Source organism: Mesorhizobium sp. WSM4983 (genome assembly GCF_029625765.1).
Lineage (GTDB): Bacteria > Pseudomonadota > Alphaproteobacteria > Rhizobiales > Rhizobiaceae > Mesorhizobium.
Genome location: NZ_JARTVM010000011.1, coordinates 94,618 through 119,142 on the forward strand (window position 1 = coordinate 94,618; position 24,525 = coordinate 119,142).

General features: G+C 56.6%; 18 protein-coding genes and 2 pseudogenes. 18 read left to right on the forward strand and 2 right to left on the reverse strand.

Annotation, left to right across the window (positions count from 1 at the left end; genetic code table 11):
- Window positions 1-22 precede the first annotated feature (22 nt).
- The 9 genes and pseudogenes from P9254_RS24280 to P9254_RS24320 form a co-directional block, all read left to right on the forward strand.
- Window positions 23-1,129, forward strand: coding sequence for an ABC transporter substrate-binding protein (locus P9254_RS24280; RefSeq protein ID WP_063169315.1), 1,107 nt, complete (start codon window positions 23-25; stop codon window positions 1,127-1,129).
- A gap of 199 nt (window positions 1,130-1,328) precedes the next feature.
- The gene (locus P9254_RS24285) at window positions 1,329-2,408 is read left to right on the forward strand and encodes an ABC transporter ATP-binding protein (protein WP_095769045.1); all 1,080 of its coding nucleotides are present in this window, start codon (window positions 1,329-1,331) and stop codon (window positions 2,406-2,408) included.
- Window positions 2,409-2,428: 20 nt separating this feature from the next.
- A complete protein-coding gene (locus tag P9254_RS24290) occupies window positions 2,429-4,207 on the forward strand; it encodes an ABC transporter permease subunit (RefSeq protein WP_063169314.1) in 1,779 nt (592 codons plus the stop codon).
- 24 nt (window positions 4,208-4,231) lie between these two features.
- Window positions 4,232-4,474: a hypothetical protein gene (locus tag P9254_RS24295; protein ID WP_127273917.1), complete on the forward strand. Its 243-nt coding sequence runs from the start codon at window positions 4,232-4,234 to the stop codon at window positions 4,472-4,474.
- 319 nt (window positions 4,475-4,793) lie between these two features.
- Window positions 4,794-5,789 carry a succinylglutamate desuccinylase/aspartoacylase family protein gene (locus tag P9254_RS24300; protein ID WP_063169313.1) on the forward strand — a complete coding sequence of 332 codons (996 nt, stop codon included), beginning with the start codon at window positions 4,794-4,796 and terminating at the stop codon, window positions 5,787-5,789.
- Between the two features lie 453 nt (window positions 5,790-6,242).
- Window positions 6,243-7,496 (forward strand): methylaspartate ammonia-lyase, encoded by a 1,254-nt coding sequence (locus P9254_RS24305; RefSeq protein ID WP_063170371.1) that lies wholly within the window; start codon window positions 6,243-6,245, stop codon window positions 7,494-7,496.
- A gap of 11 nt (window positions 7,497-7,507) precedes the next feature.
- The gene (locus P9254_RS24310; RefSeq protein ID WP_063169312.1) at window positions 7,508-8,659 is read left to right on the forward strand and encodes a CaiB/BaiF CoA transferase family protein; all 1,152 of its coding nucleotides are present in this window, start codon (window positions 7,508-7,510) and stop codon (window positions 8,657-8,659) included.
- Window positions 8,660-8,792: 133 nt separating this feature from the next.
- Window positions 8,793-9,695 carry an HpcH/HpaI aldolase/citrate lyase family protein gene (locus P9254_RS24315; RefSeq protein WP_210326668.1) on the forward strand — a complete coding sequence of 301 codons (903 nt, stop codon included), beginning with the start codon at window positions 8,793-8,795 and terminating at the stop codon, window positions 9,693-9,695.
- A gap of 24 nt (window positions 9,696-9,719) precedes the next feature.
- Window positions 9,720-9,877, forward strand: a pseudogene (locus tag P9254_RS24320) (integrase core domain-containing protein); the annotation flags it as partial.
- Between the two features lie 22 nt (window positions 9,878-9,899).
- On the opposite strand, the gene P9254_RS24325 reads toward P9254_RS24320, so the two are convergent.
- Both P9254_RS24325 and P9254_RS24335 read right to left on the reverse strand, forming a co-directional pair.
- A complete protein-coding gene (locus P9254_RS24325) occupies window positions 9,900-10,274 on the reverse strand; it encodes a zinc ribbon domain-containing protein (protein ID WP_063169311.1) in 375 nt (124 codons plus the stop codon).
- Window positions 10,275-10,987: 713 nt separating this feature from the next.
- Entirely contained in the window at window positions 10,988-11,335 is a 348-nt protein-coding gene (locus tag P9254_RS24335; protein WP_063169310.1) for an IS66 family transposase, read from the reverse strand.
- 1,485 nt (window positions 11,336-12,820) lie between these two features.
- Between P9254_RS24335 and P9254_RS24340 the strand changes: the two genes are divergently transcribed.
- The 9 genes and pseudogenes from P9254_RS24340 (at window position 12,821) to P9254_RS24380 (ending at window position 23,765) form a co-directional block, all read left to right on the forward strand.
- The gene (locus tag P9254_RS24340; protein WP_063169309.1) at window positions 12,821-13,222 is read left to right on the forward strand and encodes a hypothetical protein; all 402 of its coding nucleotides are present in this window, start codon (window positions 12,821-12,823) and stop codon (window positions 13,220-13,222) included.
- A 167-nt stretch (window positions 13,223-13,389) separates the two neighbouring features.
- Window positions 13,390-14,316: a LysR family transcriptional regulator gene (locus tag P9254_RS24345; RefSeq protein ID WP_063169308.1), complete on the forward strand. Its 927-nt coding sequence runs from the start codon at window positions 13,390-13,392 to the stop codon at window positions 14,314-14,316.
- A gap of 193 nt (window positions 14,317-14,509) precedes the next feature.
- Entirely contained in the window at window positions 14,510-15,943 is a 1,434-nt protein-coding gene (locus P9254_RS24350; protein WP_063170369.1) for an NAD-dependent succinate-semialdehyde dehydrogenase, read from the forward strand.
- Between the two features lie 27 nt (window positions 15,944-15,970).
- The gene (locus tag P9254_RS24355; protein ID WP_063169307.1) at window positions 15,971-17,494 is read left to right on the forward strand and encodes a fumarate hydratase; all 1,524 of its coding nucleotides are present in this window, start codon (window positions 15,971-15,973) and stop codon (window positions 17,492-17,494) included.
- A gap of 493 nt (window positions 17,495-17,987) precedes the next feature.
- The gene (locus P9254_RS24360; RefSeq protein ID WP_063169306.1) at window positions 17,988-18,485 is read left to right on the forward strand and encodes an Lrp/AsnC family transcriptional regulator; all 498 of its coding nucleotides are present in this window, start codon (window positions 17,988-17,990) and stop codon (window positions 18,483-18,485) included.
- A 1,402-nt stretch (window positions 18,486-19,887) separates the two neighbouring features.
- On the forward strand, window positions 19,888-20,748 hold the full coding sequence (locus tag P9254_RS24365; RefSeq protein WP_063169305.1) for a DUF4231 domain-containing protein: 861 nt from the start codon (window positions 19,888-19,890) through the stop codon (window positions 20,746-20,748).
- Window positions 20,749-20,757: 9 nt separating this feature from the next.
- Window positions 20,758-21,264: a TIR domain-containing protein gene (locus P9254_RS24370; protein ID WP_063169304.1), complete on the forward strand. Its 507-nt coding sequence runs from the start codon at window positions 20,758-20,760 to the stop codon at window positions 21,262-21,264.
- Window positions 21,265-21,747: 483 nt separating this feature from the next.
- A pseudogene (locus P9254_RS24375) lies at window positions 21,748-22,168 on the forward strand (IS66 family transposase); the annotation flags it as partial.
- A 190-nt stretch (window positions 22,169-22,358) separates the two neighbouring features.
- Window positions 22,359-23,765 carry an aminotransferase gene (locus tag P9254_RS24380; protein ID WP_063169303.1) on the forward strand — a complete coding sequence of 469 codons (1,407 nt, stop codon included), beginning with the start codon at window positions 22,359-22,361 and terminating at the stop codon, window positions 23,763-23,765.
- The last annotated feature ends 760 nt before the right edge of the window (window positions 23,766-24,525 follow it).

Below are 24,525 nucleotides of genomic sequence, written 5' to 3' on the forward strand. Positions count from 1 at the left end.
ATCACAAGAAGAGGGTAACGACATGAAATACGAAATAAATCGCCGACGATTGCTGCAGGCGACATCGACCGCCATGGCGGCTGGCGCTCTGTCTTCAATTGCGGGCCGCGTTGCGGCCCAAACACCCAACCAGATCAACGTAGTGCTAGGCGGCGGCGATTGGGGAAAGGCTAACATTGAGGCTTACGCTAAGCCATTTGAAGCTGAGACCGGTATCAAGGTCAACCCAATCACCGACGACATGGGTATGGGACAGGTCGAGTTGATGGTAAAATCGGGCAATGTCACGGTAGATGTCGGGGCGCTTACGCAAGGGTCCGGCTTGGTCGCAGCTAAGAAAGGAATTCTTGAAGAAATTGATTACTCCTTGTTCAGGAAAGAAGAGCTAGACGGAATTTATGAATTTGCCAAGCAACCGTTTGGCGTGGCAAATTTGATTTACTCATATAATATGGTATATAGCACAGACGTATTCCCAGCTGATAAACCCCGGCCGACAAACTGGGCTGAATTCTGGGATGCTGATAAGTTTCCCGGCGTTCGCACCTTGGTGTCCGGCCAGTTTGGTTCAGAAGGACCCTGGGAAGAGGCCCTGTTAGCGGACGGTGTATCTCCCGATAAGCTCTACCCGATGGATATCGACCGGGTGTTTGCCAGTTTGGACAAAATAAAGCCGCACATCCGTAAGTGGTGGAGCAGCGGATCAGAGATTCAACAGATGTTGCATGATAAGGTCGTTGACATCGCTCAATCGTATGACGGAAGAGCTCTACTGTTGATCGATCAGGGCGCCGCGACGGAGATCAATCGAAACCAGGCGAAGCTGCAGTGGGATTATTGGGTCATTCCAAAGGGTTCACCCAACGCGAAGGCTGCGCAGAAGTTTATCGAATTCGCCACTCGCGCGGAACGTCAGGCAGCATTTTGCCAATTGTTTCCTGAGGGACCAAGCAACGGCAATGCGTTCAAACTTCTTCCCGAGAAAGTTGCGCGCAAGCTCCCTACCCACCCAGATTACATCAAGAGCAGCGTTTCCATCAACGGCAAATGGTACAATGAGGTAGGCCCCAGCGGTGTTTCCAACACTGAGATGCTTATCCAGCGGTGGAATGAGTGGATCCTGCAGTAGGGTTGGTTGAAGTGCGAAAGTCCGGTCGGGGTAACTCCATACCGGGCTAAAGTCGAAACTGATGCTGAAAATGTGACGGGGAGCGGGGTAGCCCACTAGCCTCTCCGCTCACGGCATCGGGTACGACGGCAGAAGGTACGGCAAATGCCTGCTAATGCACGCCAGCGATGGTGGAGGAGCCACAGTGAACATGCACGCAATGAATACCGCCCCCCGTTCGGAAGTTGACGCTGCAGATGTGAACCAATCGGTGCCACAAATTCAGTTCAGCAGTGTTACCAAGATGTACGGGAGTGTTCCGGCGGTCAGGGATCTGTCGCTGACCGTGCGTCGCGGCGAGTTCTTGACGATTCTCGGCCCGAGCGGCTCGGGTAAGACCACTACCCTGATGCTCTTGGCCGGCTTTGAGGCCCCGAGTTCGGGTGATATTATGATCGCCGGCCATTCAGTGGCTTCGGTCCCGTCCTACCGGCGCGATCAAGGAATTGTGTTCCAGAGCTATGCGCTGTTCCCGCATCTCACAGTGGCTCGAAACCTGGAATTCCCTCTCGAAATGCGGGGCATGGCTCCCGATCAGAGGAAGGTTCGGGTAGCCCGTATGCTTGAGCGCGTGCATCTAGGGGAATTCGGCGGTCGCATGCCATCCCAATTGAGTGGCGGTCAGCAGCAGCGCGTGGCGCTAGCCCGCGCGCTGATTGCCGATCCACCCTTCCTATTACTTGATGAACCGCTTGGCGCACTCGACCGTAACCTGCGTGAGCAGATGCAGATCGAGATGAAGAGCTTGCACAAGGAGTTCGGTATCACGACGGTGTGCGTTACGCATGACCAGGAGGAGGCGCTTACTCTGTCAGACCGGATTGTTGTAATGCGCGCAGGACGTGTCGAGCAAATCGATACACCAGAGGCCCTCTATGATCGGCCATCATCGTGCTTTGTCGCTAAATTTCTGGGTGAGGCGAACATTCTCGAGGATGCCTTGTTGCTGGCCAGAGGGGGCAACGCGCCGCAAATCGGCACCGTTGCGATGATAAGGCCAGAGCGCATCAGTGTACTTCCGAAGACTGCGGAGTGGGCTCAAACGGACCAGCGGCAATATGTTGCCGGTGCGGTCGACGATATGATTTTTGCCGGCCCTCTGCGAAAATACCATGTTCGCGTTGGCAACAATGTTCTCATCGTCCGGGAACATGTCGCGGCAGACCAACCTGTTTTCCAGCCAGGCGAGGAGGTTTGCCTCACGTGGCTGCGGTCAGACATTCGCTTCGTTTCGCCATAAGCGATTGATAAGGGATATCCATGAAGCTTTTGCGCAGAATGGCCAAGGTGCCACTTGGGTTAACCGCGCCCGCGTTCGCGCTTTTGCTTGTGGTTTTCGGTGCCCCTATAACCTTGCTTTTCCTAAGCAGTGTCAATGCCCCCGATTTCTCGTTCCAATACTACGGAGCGTTTTTCGCCCAGCCAGCTAATGTGCGGGTGCTCTTTCAAACGATAGAAATAAGTCTGGTCGCAACTGCCATCTGCTTAATCGTAGGCTATCCAACCGCGTATCTGATCGTCACGGCATCCAAGACTCTGCGCATGACGCTCATCGCTCTCGTGATCATCCCCTATTTGACCAGTGGGCTGGCGCGTACCTACGCATGGATTGTTATTCTTGGGGATCGCGGGGTCATCAACAACATCTTGCTGGACGTCGGATTGATCGATCGACCTCTGCAACTCATCTATAACCGAACCGCGGTCTATATTGGCATGGTCCACATCATGCTGCCGATGATGATACTTCCCTTGGTTAGTGCGATGATGGGGATCGATCGGTCCTTGATGGCTGCTGCACGCAGTATGGGAGCGGGACCTTTCACCGCTTTCAGGCGTGTATTTCTCCCCCTTAGCATTCCAGGCGCACGGAGTGGCTCGCTCCTAGTTTTTGTGTTCTGCCTAGGATTCTATATCACGCCGGCGGCACTTGGGGGATTGCGCGATGCCATGCTTTCAACCTTCATTGCGGCCGAGGTGAATAGCTCGTTCGATATTCCGCGCATTGCCGCTGCGTCCTTCATCCTTCTCGGGTTTGCCATTGTGGTGCTTTCCATGGTCGGGCTTGACCTCTCCGGCAAACAAGAGCAAAGCCAAACTCGAGCTCCGAAGGGCTCGATGTCCCGACTACCCATTGTTCTTGTTATCAAACGAAACTTCAGCGAAATTCTGCGTCCCTATCGTGTCAAACGGTGGACGGGACGGCGCTACGTGCCTGGGGCGGAAAGGCGATGGCCTAAAGTCGTCGCGATCGTTTTTATCGTTTTGGTGATGGCCTTTCTTTTATTCCCAGGGATAATCGTTGTCATCATGTCGTTCAGTTCCGGGGCATTTTTGCAATTTCCGCCTTCGGGCCTGTCGCTTCAATGGTATCGCTCGTTTTTCGGCGATGCATCTTGGAGCGGAGCAGCTTGGACCAGCGTCGAGATTGGTGTCGAGGTAGCTGTTATTTCTACTCTATTGGGAACACTTGCTGCTTTCGGATTGAGCCGAATAAGCGCAAGACTTCGCGGCGTGCTGACAATGATCATAATCACGCCTATCACCTTTCCAGTTATCGTGGTCGGTATCGCGACTTATCTGGGTCTCATCCAGATTGGTCTAATCGGCACAAAGGGTGGTATCGCCCTCGCTCACAGTATCGGCGCTGTTGGAATTGTGGTGGTGATCGTTTCTGCGACGTTGGCCAACTTCGATCGGACGTTAGAGCAGGCGGCCAAGAGTATGCGTGCCGGACCACTGCAAACGTTTTTTCGCGTAACACTGCCGTTAATCAGGCCGGGAGTGATCGGCGGCGCCATGTTCGCATTCCTCCAGTCATTCGATGAAGCGGTCATAACGTCTTTGGTCGGCGGTCTGTCGGTGCGGACGTTGCCCTTGAAGATGCTGGAGAATATCCGCCACCAAATCGACCCGACGATTGCTGCAGTCGCTTCTCTTTTGATGCTTCTGCCTTTAATCTGGATGCTTGTCCTCTATGCCGTCTGGTGGCGTTCTCGACCGAGCATGCAGCGAACATTACAGGAAGCCGCTGCCTAACTGGCGTGGCAGATCCACTTCCTGATGATGCGTCCGACCTATTCCTACGGACTGGCGACAAGCATCTGTTCGGGGCTTCAACGGGCGGATAAAATGGCCACCTGGTCCAAAACGGAAACCAGTAAAGCTCTTGCAATTATCATCTGGCACATGCGGATCAAGGATTCGGACTATGTCTGGGATCGGCCGGCCTTGCTCGCCAGCAAGCTCAGACCTGCCGATCCTCTTGCTGCGCGCCAGGATGGAATTCGAGGTCAACGGCGCTGACCGGATCGCACAGATCCTTCGCCCGTCTGAACAACGAACAGCTAGCCAACGTCAACCGGCTGATCGCGCGATTTCTGAAATCGGCTACCCACCGCGACTTTGACCTTCCTCCTCCCTTAGTGCACCGGGATCAAGGTGACGAACCAAGGGACAGGTCAGCAGAGCGAGCCCTGGTCATCTGAAAACGCGATGGTGCCGTCTCGGACATTATATTGGCGAAGTGGTGACCGCGTGTGCATAGTTCCAGGCGAAAAAAATAGCCGTGTACAAGACCATATGCCCGGTCAAAGTCGCCAGATCACCCGCAATAGGTTAAGCAATGAACGAAGCACCACATCTTACGTTTGATCTCGATGCGCATGGCGTGAGCAGAGGACACCTCGTTGTGCCGGGAGGCGCCGACCATGAAGAGTTCTCGCTTCCGGTTTTTAGTCTTAATAAGGGCGATGGACCGCGCCTTCTTATCACCGGTGGGAATCATGGCAATGAAATGGAGGGGCCATTAGTCGCGCGGCGGCTTATCGAGTGGCTGCCACAAGCGCAAACCAGTGGTAGGATCATCGTGCTGCCAGTGCTTAATCCATTGGCAGTTCAAGCATGGAGCCGCAATACTCCGCTTGATGGTTTGAATCTGAACCGCGTGTTTCCGGGCCGTGCCGACGGGTCTGTTACGGAACGAATCGCGGATGCGGTTTCACGCGTATTGTTGCCAAATGCCGACATCGTTTTCGATCTGCACAGCTTCGGCCCAACGTGGGATTTTCCCCCGGCGGTCATCACGCATCCAATTGCTGATGCGGATCTCATGGCTAAGACGCTCGCAATGGCAGCGGCATTTAAGCTGCCCGTAACATTGCTCTGGCAACATGACGACACGGCTGGGATGTTCGACAGTTGGGCACATAGCCTAGGGAAGGTATTCGTTTGCGCGGAATTCGGCGGTGGTACGGTTAGCGCAGAAGCTCTAGCGATTTATGAAGCTGGAGTTCGCAACGCGCTCGTTATGCTTGGACTCGTCGAAGGAAAAGTCGAGGACGTGTCTTTCCGTAACAAAAGGTCCAGTCAGACCCTTGAGACGCTGATATCAGACGAGTTGAAATCGCCCGCGCAGGGTATCTTCGAACCTCGCTGCTCTGTGTTGGATGAAGTGAGGTCGGGAGATCTTATAGGTATCCTACACTCTATGGATTCTGTTTCCGCTCCGTCCATTGACATCCGAGCGCCTGGGCCATCAATCGTCCTAGCCATAGGATCGGGCGCGCATGTCGACCGCAATGAAGGGGTAGCCATCCTTGCGCGGCCGCTGCATAACTAGAGGTACAGATTAGCCGCGCCTTGGCCAGCTGTAGTAACTCCGGTATGAAGGCACTGGCCTCGACTGGAGCTTATAGGCCAGCTCCTCGGATCGATCAGCGGCTGATCCTGTCTTCCAAAATCATGCCAAAAAGATTGCTTGATCCTTGATCGCTTGGTTTATACTAACCATGGTTGAAAGTGGCGGTCCGAGATGGGAGCTGGCCGGACGGATTGATCGCCTAGCTTCTGTTATGGAAGCAGGGGCGACGATCCGGCGCACCGCGACCAAGAGGGGAGGCGGACGGTGCCGTCCCCGCTGACGCCCGTAAAACAACTTTATCGTATCTTAAAACGAGATGGGCACGTTCGGGGCTTTATATTGGCAAAACCGATTCCGAACGGGGCATAACTTAGGACAGAGCGCGCAAATCCGGCCGCAGCTCATAGCTTGGCCAAACTCGAGTATAATTCAGTGCAGATCAAAGACGTCATTCTCACGCCCGGCAACGGCGCCTTCTTTTATGACGATCAAGCTGCCATTAGGGCAGGGGTTGGCCAGGACGGTTTTGTTTACGTCGGCGAGCCATTGACGCCCGGCTTCCGTGATATCCGTGTTCCGGCAGCTTGCTTAAGCGTCGGGCTTGTCCTGGAAGACGATATGGTCGCCTGGGGCGATATGATGGGAGTGCAATACTCAGGGGCTGGCGGGCGTGACCCCCTGTTTGACGTCGGAGCCATCATGGATCTCACGTCACGTGTTGTTGTCCCGCGGCTCTTAAACATTGATGCGTCCAGCTTTTTGACAGCCTGCTCCAGTGTCTTCGATCTCCATACTGGGAAACGACTCCCACTATGCATCGAATATGGGGTCAGCCAAGCCCTTTTAAGCGCTGCTGCCCATGCTGCGCGTCGTACCATGGCGGAGGTGGTTTGTTCGGAATTTTGCCTATCCATGCCGCATCGTCGTGTCCCAATTTATTGCCAGAGCGGTGATGCGCGCGAAATCAATGTCGATAAAATGATCCTGAAGGGGGTGGATGTGATCCCGCATGGCCTCATCAACTCGCGTAGCAAATTCGGCGTTGGGGGAGAAACCTTTCTGGATTTCGTCAAATGGGTGGCGCACCGCGTCAAGCAAATCGGCCAACCAGACTATTCTCCGGTGCTGCATTTCGATGTGTACGGCTGGATCGGTATGGAGATCGGGCTCGACGTCCAGCGCATCGCCGACTTCATCAGTAAGGTTGCTGACGCGGTTCCGGAGTTCACGGTGAATATCGAATCGCCAGCCGACTTCGGGTCTACGCCGGCGCAGGTCGAAAATTACGGGCAGATCGTCGGCATTCTGAATGCGCGCGCGTCACGTGCGCGCATCGTTGTCGATGAACGCTGCAACACCTTAGAGGATGTGCGTCTGTTTGCGGAGGCTAAGGCGACCCATCTCGTGCAGATCAAGACGCCGGACGTGGGCTCGATCGCCGACAGCGCCCGTGCGGTGCTTCTGTGCAAAGAGAACAACGTGGACGCCTATGTGGGAGGCAGCTGCAGCGAGACGGATCTCTCCGCGCGAGCGACGGTTCACATTTCGGTGGCAACACAGGCGGACATGATGCTCGCGAAGCCTGGCATGGGCATCGACGAAGGTCTTTCCATTGTAGGCAACGAACAAAATCGGTTGCTCGCCATGCTTGATCGGCGTCGGGCACAAAACCTGAAAGCCGCGTAGGAAGCGCCCTGATGCTAAACAGTCTCAAGGACATCACGGTTGTGGCGGTCGAACAGGCCGTTGCAGCTCCCTACGCATCGTCTCGCCTTGCTGACGCAGGCGCCCGGGTGATCAAGGTCGAAAGGCCCGAAGGGGACTTTGCCCGAAACTACGACAAGCTGGTGCGGGGGCAGAGCGCGTACTTCGTCTGGCTCAACCGGGGTAAGGAGTCGGTCTGTCTAGACCTGAGGTTGGAGGCGGATCGCGCCGTCCTCGACACGCTCATTGCCAGTGCTGATGTCTTCATCCAGAATCTAAAGCCGGGCAGCATAGAAAAACTGGGGTTCGCGTCCGCTGATCTGCGTCGACGATATCCGCGGCTGATCACCTGCGACATTTCTGGTTTCGGGGAGTCAGGGCCGTATTCCCATTTGAAGGCCTACGATCTGATCGTCCAGGCCGAAACAGGTCTATGCGCTATCACCGGCAACCAACAGGGGCCTGCGCGTGTAGGGGTCTCGGTTTGCGATATCTCGGCGGGCATGACAGCGCACAGCGCCATTCTTCAGGCACTGTACCACCGCGAGGTCACCGGCGAAGGGACCAGCATCCAGGTGTCACTGTTTGATGCCGTCGCCGACTGGATGAACGTGCCGGTTTTGCAAAATGATTACAGCGGCTACCAGACGGTACGCGCAGGCGTGAAACACCCGTCGCTCGCGCCGTATGGTGCCTATCGCTGTGCCGACGGCAAAGAGGTCATCTTTTCGGTTCAGAATGACCGCGAATGGGTGAATTTCTGCGAGAAATTCCTGAAGCAGTCCGGGCTCACACGCGCACCTGGTTTTGCTGACAATATGGAGCGCCTCGCTCATCGTGCGCAACTTGATGAGATCATTGAACAGCGGTTTTTTGAACTATCCTGCCACGATGCGATGCAGGAGCTCGAGGCGGCCGGCCTGGCATATGGCCGACTGAACGAAGTGGTGGATGTTTCAAAGCATCCACACATTCGCAGGGTGCAGGTTGGAACACCCGATGGAGCCGTCGAGACGATAGCGCCGGCGGCGATTTTCAACTCGGAGCTCCCCTCGCTTCGCCCAGTCCCGGCTCTTGGCTCTCATACCGAGGCTGTCCGCGAGGAGGTGCGGGCGCTTTTGCGCGAAAGAGCCGCGTCAGCGTGAGCGCGCGTTTCAGTAAGGTGAGACTGCTCGCGGTTTACAAAATGCCTGTGTACCTCGGATCATTTCAGCGCACCGGCCGCCTAGAAAGCTCACTGGCAGCGCCCGCGCTAAAATCGGCCGCAAAGGCGTCTCCATGATCAAGGACACCTTTGCGGCCGTTGAAGGCGCGATGTCTGTACCGCGCTGGAGATCCCTGCTCTTCGTTCCTGTTCACGTTCCGCGCTTTGTAGAGACGGCCCATGAGCGGGGCGCAGATGGCGTCATTCTCGACCTGGAGGATTCCGTGCCCCAGGATCGGAAAGGAGAGTCACGGCAGCAGCTTCCTGAATGCGTGGCAGAGGTGGGCCGGAAAGGCGCATCTGTTTTGGTCCGCGTGAATCATGGTCTGCGCGCCTTGGCGGCCGATCTCGATGCAGCCGTGATGGCGGGTGTTGACGCACTGGTTCTTCCGAAGACGGATTCGGCAGAGTGGGTTATAGAGATCGCGAATGCGGTTTCGGAACTAGAACGTGAAAGAAATCTTCCGCAGGGAGGCATCCGGTTCCTTGCCCAGATTGAGACCCCGGGCGCCTTGCAAAGGCTTGCGGCCATTGCGTCGGCGCATCCAAGGATGGTCGCAATGGCGCTTGGCCCTGAAGACTTCAGCGCCGCTGTTGGCGGCGCCCCAGGATTCGACCTTCTTTTGACGCCGAACCTTTCTGTTCTGTTTGCCGCCCGCGCGGCCGGCTTGCTCCCGCTGGGCTTCATAGGAAGCATCGGCGAGTTCTCGGACACGCATAAACTTCGTGAGGCCGCGGTGCGGGCGCGGCGGCTTGGCTTTGCCGGAGCTTTGGCGATCCATCCGACACAGGTGGCCATATTCAATGAGGCTTTCTCGCCAAGCGCCCAGGAGCTCGAGTGGGCCCATAAAGTTGTCGCGGCGGCAAATGATGCCGCCACGCGTGGACTGTCCGCATTCTCGTTGAATGGCAAAATGATAGATCCGCCAGTGGTGCGGCGCGCCCACGAGATCCTGATTCTTGTGGGCAACAACTGACTGGCCTGTTATCAGCGGCTGAACAGGAGCGAATGGCACTACACCGCGCCGGGCAAGCCGATGCAAAATGGCTACGCGATTCCCTCAACGGCCGAATGCGAGACGAGCTGTTGAACGATGGCCTGTTCTTCGGCCTCGACCACGCCCGCAGTGCCACTGCCGAATGGAGGCAGGACCTAAATCCTGTTCATAACACTCATCTGTCTATGTCATTTGAGTGAATAGGTTTTGCTGATCTGGATGCGATCCCATGGGGTATTTTGGGTTTTGCCGCGCGCGATGAACGATGCGCTGAGCCGCCGGTTCGTCAAGCGTTGATCGGCTGAAGACCCATGGACCGTCCGGCAGAGGATGAACGCCTTCGATCGACGCGAGTCCACCGAAGGCGATGCAACGCGGCTCGCCATTGTCAAGCAGACCACGCCAGCAGGAATAGCGCGGAATGTTGTGCTTGGTTCCCGTGTAGCGGACCGTCAGCTCGCGGCCGCAGCGCCGGCAGCGGACAAGGTCGGCGAGCAGAGCGTCGCCATGCTTGGGCGCCCCGTGATGCCGGCTCGTGGGCACGTGGTCGCTCACCATCTTGCGGATCGCTTCCGCCTTTCCCAGCCGACGTAGCCTTCGTGTGCACCCGGAATCAGCGCCAGCATCTCGCGCCTTACGGCGGCTGCGCGAGCGAATGGCGGCATCTGCGCGGTCTGCGCGTCGTGCGGGTTGGAGAAGATCGAACTGATATGTCGTAGGCTGGCGCGGTATGGACCTCTCCCCGGTTCGCTTCGTGAGGACCCGATGCTGCGCCCGAATCCTCCAATTGCGATGGGGTGTGGGAATTGGCCGTCGGGTCCTGCAGCAGTGTCACCAAGACGCCAAGCGTTCTGGGATCGATATGTGGGGCAGGGCAATGCGCCACGCGGTGCAGACCGCGATCAAACATCCAGGCCGGAACTTCCAGCCACCGATCGGAGGCGTGGCGGGAGAGACTGCAGCGGAAAACCTCCCGGTCGGCGTTCTCGATCACCTCATGAACGTGAACACAACGCCCGGCCCAAGGATGCCACGGATAAAGAAACTTGCGTTCCTCGGTCCTGTGGGTGTTCTTTCCTGGTGTTGTTCAACACCGTGAGGCCGCATTCCTCGCTCGCTATTTGACCCCGGCGGTCTTCGCCGGAACCCTCGCCGCAACCGGCTCCGACGCTGCACTCAATGAAGGCTTCGCGCCTCCGCCCGTTGCTCAAACCGCGCCATAACAGAAACGGCCGAGGCTAATCGCCACTGGTTGAAAGTTCAGTGGCAGGTCAGAGGGTCTGGCTCGACGGCCTTAGCTTCAGGCTATCCGGCCAATCCCGGCGATCACCCAGCGACACGATGACTGACCAGTGCTCAGCGCCACCGCCGGAGCTGCAAAAAGAGTTGCGTATGATTGAGCGTTCGACCACGTTGCTGTCGATCTTGATATGGCCTCGTCCAGGATGCGCGAGAGGCGCTTCCCAGCGCGAGAGCGTGTAGGGGATCGCCGCTGTGAGCTTGGTCTTCTGACTGATTTGGCCGAGCTTCTCTAGCCGCCCTGGGTCCAGTGCCGTGATGGTTGAGCACTTTTTGCCTGCGTGCAGCAAGGCCTCGTTGGCCTCGGCTACGGATGTCATCCTCGATCTTTTAGAGTTCGCGGATCCTTCTTAGCGCCTCGATCGGGCGCGGCATGGCAGAAGGCGAGCGTGAAGCCGCTTTTCGTCGGCCAGCAAGCGATGGCCCGCTATAGCCGTCGACCTGCAAGTTCCGGTAGAGAGCCTGCGAGATGAGCGATCGCACGCTGGGCCTTTTCGGTCCGGCGCATAGACATAAGACGCCCGGCGGTCCGCTCCCTCCCTAATCAGTCATCGCGGGCATAAATCCAGAGTAGGCCTGTCTTCGTCTTGCCGACCCCGGAACGAGCACCGGCGCGGTCGTCGCACGTCGGCGAAGAGTTTTGGCGAGGACTTCGGTTTTGCTAAAGCAACCGTTCATGGACCAGACGTAGGTGCCAGTCCGGCGCGGCCGACTACCGGCGCTGCCAGCAGCCTGGGCAAGCGAACCAAATTGTAGCCCGCCAAGTTATGCCGCGCCCGCGGTGGCACATCCTCGCAGCTTGACCTTGGCCATGCCGTCTGAGGTCTTGACTGACCGAACCCTCCTCTGACCCCTTAGGGCAGTGCTGACTGAGATCATAGCCCGGATGGCGCTTCGTGCGGTCATCGATCGCTATACGCGAGGCTTGTTGCTTTCTGCTCAAATGGGCGTTGAAGGCAACGCGCGGCGTGATCTTGCTCTTTGCAGGTCCTTGACTGGCGCGTCCTAGGCTTCGCCAGCGCCAGTCGATGCGCCGTCGCGGCGTCTGCGGTCCAACATAGCGAGAGCGGCATCACGCTCGCCTGTGCCAGGCCTGGGTATGAAACTTTCCAGTCAAGCCGGATTGGCCAGCACCTGGGTGCATAACCAACCTGTTGTCGCGGCTTCATTAGCATGAGGTGCCCGGAAACGAAGATACGTATGGACCCCGCCCCGCTTTCCAATTGAGCCTAGGGGCTGCTGATTCCTTCTTCGCCAAGGGTCGTGAACGGCGTGATCGACCAATGGATTAGGTTGATGGGACGATGAGTGTCGCCTCGGTCGAGCAATGGTGGATGAAACTGCGATGACATGTCCGATAGGATCTCTGTAATCGCCCTGCCTGACGCCCTGCCTTCAGGTTTTCGACATAAAATTTCACCTCGGTCACACCTGATCTTAATGTCGCCAGCGATCTAATCCAGTGTGCCAGGAATGAGGTACCGTACGGCCGCACTGCGAGAATGCCTTCTTCGCAAATCCCAGTCCTCGCCGTGACTGCTAGGTGCAATACTGCAAGCCAGCTGAACCAATTGAGGATCTGTCCCCTCATCGAGGCGCGGATTGACTTGGATGACGACGGGTCCAGGCTTCGTCCACGGAGTTCAATGTTCGTTGGCCCAGCTGAGGCCGTGAGCTTGCAAGCAATTCTGTGACACGTTGACGATACGATCATGCTCGTCATTAGTCAGCAGGGTTGGTTGGACAATTCACCTCTCGGAAGAGGAAATGGGGTGGCCGGCCGAAGTCCGCCAGCGGCAATAGCAATGACCTCCTTTCCCATCTTGTTAGCGCCGCTGGTTGCAATGGCGCTTGGTACTGAAGACTTCAGTGCAGCTGTTGGCGGTGCCCCAGAACTCGACCTGCTTTTGACGCCGAACCTTTCCGTTCTGTTCCCCATGCGGCAGTCTCGGCTCGATAGGAAGCATCGGCGATTCTTAGACAATGATAACTTCGTGGGGCCGCAGGCGATCCATTTAAACATCGATGGGGCTTTTCACCAAGCGCACAAGAACTCGAGGGACCCGTCGTGTCCTCGCGGCGAAAAAGATGCGACGGCGCAAGGCAAAGGCGCGTTCACATTGGACGGGAAGATGGTCGATCTACCGGTTATTCGAAGGGTCCGAGAAATCATCTCCATGGATCAGGGCGCCGAGTTGGCCGGTTGAAGCCTCGGCGGGTTGGGTCCATTCTGGACACATAGGTTACGGTTTTGGTCAAACCACACTGAGATGACACGACAGTTAGGCGTCATGTCGCTCTGCAATTATTGCTGTCGCGCCATCACATTTCGAGATAGATTACATCATTGCAGTCCGCCCTCGGAAGAGTACCCGTGGAAATCAGGCAGTTAAGATACTTTGTTGGCGTGGTCGAAGCAGGCAGTTTCACGAAGGCCGCTGGCTTTCTGAATGTCGCCCAGAGTGCGCTGAGTCTGCATGTGCGCCAATTGGAGGAAGGCTTCGGCACTCAGCTGCTGATACGCGACAGGACCGGCGTGAGCGTGACGGCGTCAGGAGCCAAACTCCTGGAGCGGGCGCGGGCGATTCTCAAAGAAATTCGAATTACCGAGGTGGAATTGACCAACACAGCCGCTTCCCCCGCCGGGGAGGTGACTATTGGCATTCCGTCTGGAGCTGCTCGCGTCCTGAGCGGTCCGCTGCTTGAGACGGTAAGACACGAACTGCCCAAGGTGTCCCTCAAGATGGTCGAGGGTATGACGGGACCGCTAGAGGAATGGATGGCGGCTGGACGCTTCAATCTGGCGGTTCTGTACCGCACTGCGGACAGTGTGGGGCGAATGACTGTGCTAGCGCGCGAAGACCTTTGTCTGGTGGTTCCGTCCGGCGAGCCACCGTTTGAAGATGCGATATCTCTGGCCGACCTGCATGCATTCCCCCTGGCGGTTCCCATGCGCAACAACAATGTCAGGCGTTCGGTGGCTGATGTCGTCGCACAACACGGTTGCGCGATGGACGTCAAGTTTGAAGTGGACTCGCTCTCAACGATCATCAACATGGTCGTAGAGGGAAAAGCGCATTCTATTCTCGCCCCGTCTGCCGTTCAGAAAGAAGCCTCTCAAGGGCTGGTCCGGACGGTCAAGATAGTCGATCCGGTAATTACCCGCTCCGTGGTGCTTGCTGTAAATCCCAAAGATGAGCGTTCTGCGGCCGTTTCTGCGGTCCGCAAGCTCATTCCGAAGGTCGCCAGAGAATTGATTGAGAGCCGGGGCTGGGTAGCATCGGCTCCTGACGCGACCTGAGAACCATCGATCTGTAAACAACGGCATGACTTCCTTCCTGTCGGAACAGATCGATCTGGATTCCAGATGGATTTAGGCACTAATCGATATTTGACCCGCTGCGACCATCGCGATGAAACTGGCTCAAGCGAGCTCAGCGGCTTCGAAAATTGAAACGGCGCTCGCATGGCCAGAATCACAAGTGGAGCCCGCGATGTCCCACGCCAGGAGCTACGAGCTCTTCATTAATGGCAAATGGCGAGCCGGTGGTAGCCGAGCCACTTTGCCGGTGATCAACCCGGCGACGGAGAAGGTATTTGCCTCAGTGGCCTCGGCTACGGTTCCAGACTTGGATGAAGCTCTTGCTTCGGCAGAACGCAGCCGCAAGGCGTGGTCCTCACGCCCCGCCAAAGAGCGTGGCGAGATCCTCGTCTCTGCCGCCAGCAATCTGGCTGAGAAAGCTGGCGCCGCAGCCAGGGACCTGTCGTCCGAACAGGGAAAGACGATTGCCGAAGCAACAGGAGAGTACGCGCGCGCAGTCGAAACGCTGGAATGGAATGGCCGGCATGCCGATGAGTTGTCGACCCCGATTCCGTTGGGTCCGAACAGGATGATCGTCCCGGAGGCCCTCGGTGTCGTCGCTGCCTTTACGCCGTGGAACTATCCAGCCGTTCTCATCGCCCGCAAGCTCGCCCCCGCGCTGGCGGCAGGCTGCCCGGTGATCCTCAAAGGGGCCGAAGAGACGCCAAGCGTGGCTGTCCATGTCGTGGAATCTTTGCGTCAAGCAGGGATACCGGAAGGCGTGGTCAACCTGGTGTTCGGTGTTCCTGTGCATATATCACGGCATCTGCTCAGTTCGCCAATTGTCAAAGTCTTGACGTTCACGGGGTCGACCGCTGTTGGGAAACAGCTGGCCACACTGGCCGCGAATAATCTGCAGCGCTGCATCCTTGAGCTCGGTGGACATTCCCCGGTTATTGTGTGCGAAGATGCCGACCTGGCAACGGCGATACCGGCTATTTCGGAATACAAATTCGAGTGCGCGGGCCAGAGTTGTAATGCGCCCAGCAGGATTCTTGTCGCCCGATCCCGCTATGAGGAATTCCTGTTCCGGATGACGGAGGCGGTCCGAAAAATCAGGATCGGTCCACCGGATGACCCTGCAACGCAGATGGGTCCCATGGCAAACGCGCGGCGAATCGAGGCCATGCAACGCCTGACCAAAGATGCGGTAGAGGGCGGCGCCCAAATCGAGACCGGTGGCATCCCCCTTGACCGACCGGGGTTTTACTGGCCGCCAACCATCCTGACTGGCGTACCGAAGGAAGCGAGAGTGCTTCATGAAGAGCCGTTCGGACCAATTCTCACCGTGGCTCCTTTCGATACGATCGAAGAGGCGATCGATGAAGCCAACGCCACGGAGTACGGTCTGGCCGCCTACTTGTTTACTGGCGCGGCCGATACGCAACAGAGGCTTGTGGGCGGTCTTTCTGCGGGCGCTGTTAGTGTGAATTACCTGAAAGGGGTTTCCGCTGATGCCCCTTATGGAGGAGTCAAACAAAGCGGCTATGGATATGAAGGCGGCGAGCAGGGGGTGCGAAGCTTCCAGATTCTGAAAATGGTCAATGGCCTCGGTTCATTTGGATAAAATCCGGTGGGAAACAGAACACGGACCATGGCCGGTAGCGACATCACAAGGAGCGTCGCCGACGCCCTTCAGTACATCTCGTACTATCATCCTCCAGATTATATCCGGTCTCTTTCTCACGCATACACGCGAGAACAGAGCCCGTCGGCGAAGAATGCCATAGGTCAGATTCTGCTGAACTCCCGCATGGCGGCCTTTGGGCGGCGCCCGATTTGTCAGGACACCGGACTTGTGGTTGTCTTCGCAAAGGTCGGCATGGATGCCCGCATTAAGTCAACAGCCAGTTTCGCGGATCTTGTGAATGAGGGCGTACGTCAAGCCTATCTCGATCCGGACAATCCCCTTCGGGCATCGATCGTTGCGGATCCCCTCGCTAGACGGGTCAACACCCGCGACAACACACCGGCAGTTGTCCATGTCGACCTGGTGCAAGGTAACCAGATTGAGATCACCATCGCCGCGAAAGGCGGCGGGTCGGAGAACAAGGCACGTTTTACCACCCTCAATCCCACCGCCTCCGTTTCCGACTGGGTGGTCAATACCGTTTCGACCCTTGGCAGCGGGTGGTGTCCACCTGGACTGATCTCTGTCGGCATCGGTGGTAGCGCTGAAAAGGCGATGCTGCTGGCCAAGGAGGCCATGAACGAGCCCATAGATATGGCGGAACTGATCGCAAGGGGGGCGTCAAGCGCAGAAGAGGGGCTGCGGATTGAGCTTTATGAGCGGATCAACGCGCTTGGTATCGGCGCCCAAGGCCTTGGTGGTCTGACGACAGTCGTTGACGTCAAGGTTGCGACCTATCCTACTCATGCAGCGTCCAAGCCTGTGGCGCTCATCCCGCAATGCGCCGCCAACCGGCACCTGAAGTTTACTTTGGACGGCTCTGGACCCATCAGCCTCCAGCCGCCCGATTTGCGCGAATGGCCCGACATCGGAGCCGACGAATTGAACCCAGCCGGCGTCCGGCGGGTCAATTTAGATACGCTTACGAAGGAAGAGACGGCATCGTGGCGCTGCGGTGAAACGCTCCTGCTTTCTGGAAAGATGCTGACGGGCCGTGACGCTGCCCACAAACGAATGGTCGAACTGATTGATGCCGGCAAGCCGCTCCCAGTCGATCTGAGGGGCCGCGTGATCTACTACGTCGGTCCCGTCCGGGCAGTGAGGAATGAAGTCGTTGGACCCGCCGGTCCAACAACCTCCAGCCGCTTGGACGATTTTACGGACAAGGTGCTCGCCGAAACCGGCCTTTTCGCGATGGTGGGCAAAGCGGAGAGGGGACCGGCGGCCATCGCGTCGATTGTAAGACACAGAACGCCATACCTTGCTGCAGTGGGTGGCGCTGCGTACCTGATTTCAAAGTCGATTAAGGCGGCGCGGATTGTCGCCTTTGAAGACCTGGGCATGGAAGCCATCTATGAATTCGATGTGCAGGACATGCCCGTCGTCATGGCTGTCGATGTTGAGGGAAACTCCATTCACAATTCCGGGCCTCTTGAGTGGCGTAAGCGTATGGCAGCCGACAGCATCGCACGCAACATCGGTGTTTGAGTCTTTCCGGTTGGGCGATTTCGGCCAGACCCGAGCGCCAAATTATCGGGCAAGCCATAAGACGAGCGGCATTTGCGGTGCCCTGCGCCTCGGCGAGCCGGCCAAGCAAGGCCTTCAATTCACCCTAATAGTTGAATGTGCGAGTGAATACTGCATTGAGTATGCCGTCCATGCGATCGAGGGTCGAATGCAGTCGCGCGTCTATCAAGTACGGCAGCGAGATTCAAGAAAATCGGTTATCTATTTATCATGGTCTCCGCCGCCGCCGACTATTCTCTCCAGCTGCACCATTGCCCCGTTGGGCGTTGGGGCGATAGCCAAATTACTTCTGCAGCTTTTCTCAGCGGATCGCTCACCCTCAGCTGATTTTCGTACCCCATTCTGGCACATCTCGGGCCTGGAACGGATGCCTTCCACTGCTACATTCGCTCGTTTCAATTGATGATAGAATTGATCGGCACACAACGCGATGTCATCGCTGAGAGCATAGGTTATGAAGTCGAAACCCGATCCCGTGCAACTCGACAGTTGGGACCTGCGGATCCTCTCCGAAATTCAGGCAGACGGTCGGATTTCAAAAAGTGAGCTTGCAAAACGAGTTCATCTTTCGGCGTCCGCCTGTTCGGAGCGGCTCCGAGCACTCAAGGCCGCGGGGATTATTGAGGGATTTTATGCGCGGCTGAGTCCTGCCCTCATCGGCGGCATGATCTTTGTGATGGTGGAGGTCGTGCTGGATCGTCATCGTCTTGAGGACCAACGACACTTCGAAACTGCTATCCAAGACATTCCGGAAATCCTGGACTGCTGGGCAATTGGGGGGCGCGTGGATTATCTGATGCGGGTCGCATCTCGTTCTATGGCCGCCTATCAGGATTTCATGGAGGGACTGCTGCAGGCAGGCTTGGGGATTGATCAATACTATAGCCTTGTCGTCACGAAACCAGTGAAGTCCAATTCACCGATACCTTTGTCCGCCCTGAGGCAACGGTAACCCAAAAGCTAAGTTTCAACGGCGTTTGGCACGGATCCCGTAGATTCGTCGGCAAAAGGCACCCATTCCGACGAAACTCAAGGGACATTTGCGGTATACTAATTGCTGGAAAAAGGTGGCCGAGCGCTATCCGCCAGTTGATCGCGAGCAAGGACGATGCGCTTGAGCAATCTGGAACCGATCTATTCCAGGAGAGGATCGAAGCAGCCATCGGACGCACTTGCCCAGCACGGTTACGGCGAGAAGCCAAACCGGATCGTGCCTGGTTGAGGAGGCGTCCATATCTAAGATGCGAAGTGCCGAAAAATGCCTCTACCGCTACTTCAAGGGGGGAACTTTCGCCCTGGATTGGCGATCAGTGGCGATTGAGCTTAGTCGCGGTCAGCGCATCCGTGTAGGGGGCGAAATCTACAGCGAGGGTTTGGCAAGCCGACGGGTAGCGGGAGTGCAAGCTGGCCCGCTCGGCCTTGGCGACCAACCCGGCCCTCGACGCCTGCGGACATTCGGAGATCGCGTTTTTACGTCCTAAGTTCGTTGCTGTTCGAGATTAGGAGATCGTCTGTCCTGTTTGACATTGCTGGTCTCCGCAGCCTTCTAAGCGAGGAGCATGGCTGTGCCGGGATCGCGTAGGTGGGTGACAAGGCCGGTCACTCCTGCCACCCGACGTGGTCTTTGAGAAGGTGGAGGTTGCGCTACCGGCTGGAGAGCATGGTGCCAGTTTTCACAAGACAAGGGTCGCTTAATCGAATGGGCGTCAAGTTCATAGATTGCGAACAGATCATGGGGGGATTTGAATAGTGCTACTGACCGAGGCAGAGCTGAAAAGAGTTGCGAATGCCAGTCGAGGACATAGAGCCGCATCGATCGTTCTAAAGGAAGAGACGGCCGCAGCTACAGCCAGATCGTCATTCGACGTTTTTCTGTCACATTCTTTCAAGGACGCAGAGATCGTTCTCGGTGTGAAGCGAATTTTCGAGGAGCTTGGGTTCACTGCTTACGTAGATTGGGTCGAAGATTCACAACTGGACCGCACAAAAGTCTCCTCGGCCACCGCCGAGTTGCTGCGGACCCGTATGAGGCAGTCAAAGACGCTAATCTATGTGCATTCAAACAATTCTCCAGGATCCAGATGGATGCCTTGGGAGCTTGGCTTTTTCGATGGGTTTCGGACCGCGGTAGCGGTTCTGCCCGTGGCAAAAAATTCTTCGGAAACATTCTCCGGGCAAGAATTTTTGGGCCTATACCCTTACATTGATGGGACAGGACCTGCATTCCTGTTTATGAACAGAGGGACCGCGCCTCGCTCAAGAATAGGCTCTGTAAGCTCGACTGCTAACCTCACGTTTGCCAAATCCTGGCTTAAAGAATTTACCGCCACAAAATAGACTGGTGTGCTTCAAAAATGAAATATCCTGGACTCTATAATAGCGCCGACGTGGCATCCAACGAGCAGCAGGCGACGTTTCTGCGCCTGATCCGGGCAGAGTACGTTCTTCTTTTTTTAGCGTCGGTGCTCTCTTTGGACTTGTCGCCATCAAAAGCCTATTTCGGTGTCTATGCTGCGGTATTTCTTTGCTCAATGGGAGTCCTCATTTTCCGGTCGGTCACAAAGCCCGAGCAGGTCTGGTATCAGGCTCGAGCTCTGGCAGAGTCGGTGAAGACATTGACTTGGCGCTTCGCGATGCGAGCACAGCCGTTCGATGACGCGCGCGCCGCTGACGCCAGAGCTGATTTTCGAAAGCTCATGGAAGGTATCCTTGATAGCAATCGTCACCTTGGTAGCGCGTTGAGCGGCACCGATTCAGCATCCCCCCAAACAACCGACCAGATGATGTCGATAAGGGACTCCCCGCTAAAAGAAAGAAAAGACCTATATCTGCAGAGACGAATCTGCGACCAACGGAAGTGGTACGAGAAGAAGGCGCGCTCGAACAAGAGGTCCGCGAAAGTCTGGATGGGCCTTGGTATTTTTGCATACGCTCTGGGATTCTCGTTCATCGTAGTACGCATCGCTGACCCCGCGATGCCAGGCTGGCCGACCGAGCCGCTAATTGTCATCGCCGCCTCCCTTATTGGGTGGACCCAGATCAAGAAATTTAACGAATTGGCATCGGCTTACACGTTGACAGCTCACGAGATCGGCTTGACTGCCGACCTTATTACGGACGCCAACTCGGATGAGGCATTCTCCGCCGCGGTGAACGAAGCCGAACTGGCTTTCTCACGGGAGCACACCCAGTGGGTTGCTCGTCAAAACAACTAAGAGACAACAATGGCATACAGCGATCCGACCTATGTAATATTTGACGGCGATGAAGACGCTTGGGCATACCGCTTTATGAAAGGGTGGAACGCCAGCGAGAATGTGAGTTTTGAATTCGCGAACGCTCACGATCTGGACAATATGACGAGCCGAGCACAGGACGAAGATTATGTTAAACGCAATCTTCGCAACAGAATGAATGGATCGAGCCAGGTACTTGTCCTGATCGGTGAGAAGACGAAAAACCTTTTTCGCTTCGTGCGCTGGGAAATGGAATTGGCTCTTGATCTAGGTCTGCCGATAATCGCAGCAAACCTTAACGGCTCGCGGCAACAAGATGTGAGCTGTCCGCCTATCATCAGGGACAAATGTGTTGTGCACGTGCCGTTCAAGATGAAGGCCATCAAGCACGCGCTAGCCAATTGGCCGAGCGAATTTCATCGGCTTTCAAACGCTCAGCGTGGCGATGGCGCCAGGAGCTATGGCGAAAGCACCTATCGCGATCTCGGCTTATAATCGCCACCTAAAAGCACTTAGCCGCCCAAACATCCTCGCCATCCGCTGGCGGCGACTAGCCTTAGCAACGTCCGCCAGCGTGTTCCGAGCTTGCCGAGCGATGATAAGAAGAGCACGACGTCCGATTTGCTGAGTTTGGCTGAAAGCTGCAGGTCATGTGCAACCTATTAGAGGAGCCCCGCTCGAAGCGTCGGATCGTCAGACAAGATCATGTCGCGCGAGGGCGCTGGTTTCGCGAGGAAAAGGAGCGGCTGTTCGATGTTTGAGGCTTGATCCAGCGTTTCGAGACTGCACGAGCGGCCAGCATTGATGGAGGCAGCTTTTCAGGCCGCGCAATTCTGTCGGCTCGCCCCCTCCTGCGAGCCGCAGCTCGGCTCGCCCTGCGCAGCAACCACGAATTTGCGATCGCAAGAAAGGCAACACGCTGACGATAGAACTTGGCGGCGCTGGTCGGCTGCGAATCAAGATGTCAATGGCAAGGAGCTCTCGCCGCGCGTCTTTGCCGGGCCGAACCTTCTGGCTATGCTCCTTCGAGAAGTCTGCCGAGCACCAGCCGCCGCACCGCCAAAGCTATCAATATGCGCGAGGGCACGACCTCAGCCTCTCAGCGCTGGCCAACCAGGTTGGAGCCTGTGCCGCGGCACGGAACCCGCTGCCTGCTGATCGAGGCGAATGTGCTTTGCCCCTGATCACCTCATTACCACCCTTGGGAAGGGCAAGACCGATCCGGACCGTCAGAATGTAAGGGATGACCGGCAGTTCGGCGGAACATGGCCGCCGGCGCTCTATCGTGCCTCGCGCGGCCGGCGGGAACAGCGTCCCGAGCGCTATTCATCCGTCAATATCGCCCGCTAATCGGGCACTATGCTGGGCGCATGCGCGTCGTAAGCTGTTCGTGTTTGCAGGACGCGCCCCCGACCCTCGGCTAAGGCGAAGGTGACGCCTTAGTTTTCACGGCAATTCGGGCCGATCCCGCGAATTTCACGGCGAATAACCTGCATTCCCGAGAAACTCAAGGGACGTTTCCGGTATGCTATTTGCTAAACAGGTGGCTGGCCGAGTGCCCTCCGCCAATTTATCGCGAGGAGAGGGACATGCGCTTGAGCAATCTGGGAACCGAGCAACTCCGGGAGAAGGATAGAAGCTTCGTCTTCCATCCTTCTACGCATCTGGCCAAGCACAGCCGAGGCGAAACGCCAAATAGGATTATGGCCGGTGCGGAAGGCGTCTATATCTGGGACACCGAAGGCCGAAGGAGCCTCGACGGTTTCGGAGGACTCTACTGCGTCAACATGGGATATGGATGCACGGAGATCGCCGAGGCCATTGCCAGGCAAGCACACGAATTGCCGTTCGCGCACGTCTATGCCAGCCAAGGTACGGAGCCGGTCGCCCTGTTGGCAGAGGCCGTGGTCGAGTATTTCGGTCAGAACATGCGAAGGGTCTATTTCGGCCTCTCCGGTTCCGATGCCAACGAAACCAACATCAAGCTGGTCTGGTACTATAATAACATTCTTGGCCGGCCCGAAAAGAAAAAGATCATCTCGCGAAATCGCGGCTATCACGGGTCTGGATTGGTCACGGGTAGCCTAACTGGCCTTCCCTTCTTTCACAATTTCTTCGACCTGCCTCTGGATTTGGTGCGCCATACAACCACGCCGCACTATTACCGCCAGGCGCGTGTCGAGGAGAGCGAGGAAGCGTTCTCCCGGCGCTGTGCCGATGAGCTTGAAGCCTTGATCCTGGCCGAAGGACCGGAAACGGTTGCAGCTTTTATCGGAGAGCCGGTACTTGGGACAGGAGGTATTGTGCCGCCCCCCAAAGGGTACTGGACGTCCATTCAAGCGGTGCTCGACAAATACGATATCCTTCTAATCGCGGATGAAGTGGTCTGTGGCTTCGCGCGAACCGGCGAGAAGTTCGGTTCCCACCTGTATAACATGCGTCCGGATTTCGTGACCATCGCAAAGGGTTTGAGTTCCGCCTACCTCCCCATCTCCGGGTCAATCATTGGCGACCGTGTCTGGTCGGTTTTGGAACAAGGAACTGAGAAGCACGGCGCACTCGGCCACGGCTGGACATATTCGGGGCACACGCTTTGTGCCGCAGCCGCGCTCGCCAATATTCGACTGCTTAAAGAAAAAAATATTCTGGAGCATGTCCGCGATGTTGGACCGTATTGGCAAGACCGGATGAAGGCCGAGCTGGCGGGACATCCCATCGTTGGTGAAGTTCGCGGAGTGGGTATCCTGTCGGCCGTAGAGATGATGCGGGACCCAAAACAAAGGATACCATTCGAACCCGACCTTCAGGTCGGGGTGCGCACTGCAGCTGCTCTGTTTGAGAATGGTGTCATCGGACGGGCCATGCCGCATGGCGACATCCTCGGTTATGCCCCCCCCCTGATCATTACCCGAAAAGAGATCGACATCATTGTCGACGCGACGGTAAAGTCGGTCGATACCACCTATCGCGCGCTGAAGGCCGAGGGTGCCGTATGATTTTGCGATCGCGAAGGAGCGAGTCCGGAGGCAGGCATGTCCCTGCGCGCTACTGCGCCGAGCAGACCCAAAACTGTTGAATTCCAGATATCTGATCTTGAGCATGCTCCGGGCTATTTCAGTCACGATTTGTAACCGAATCAGTTCTGCCGCCGCTGTCCTGTTGCCCAACGACCAGGACCTCTGTGCGGCGCGCCCTGCGGGTGTACCTCCCCGCCGGCAGGGCGCCCTTTTTGACCCACGTAATCAGTATCATTATGGCCCGTGCGGGATCGAGGGTCTGGTAAAGGTCATCTGCACGTTCCGATGCAGATTGAGCTTAGACGTGCCCTTTACATCATTGCAGCGGGCCATAATCATTGCGGTGAATTTTATCACGTCAGGTATATAGAAGGACGATACTCACACGCCACCCCGTTCACAAGGAAAGGCATTTTAATATTGTTGAGACGATTTGCCTATCAAAGAAAAGAAAGCATCGCAACACTTCTTTGCGGATCACGGCGCCCCGGGTGGGGGATGAGCGGCTATCCGAATTGTTATGCTAATGCCGACCCAAATTCCTGCAAAAGCTGGGGTCAATGATGGCTTTTGGTCAGCGCAGGATGATTTCTCCTGATTTGGTCGGTGCAGGGGCGGTCATGATTTAATGCATGGAGATTCTCTGATTGAGCTGTTGAGATCATGAGGCGTCTGCCAGACGCCCATCGGGTGAGCCCAGCATGATTGGGATGACCGACGAAGATCGAAAGTGTGGCAG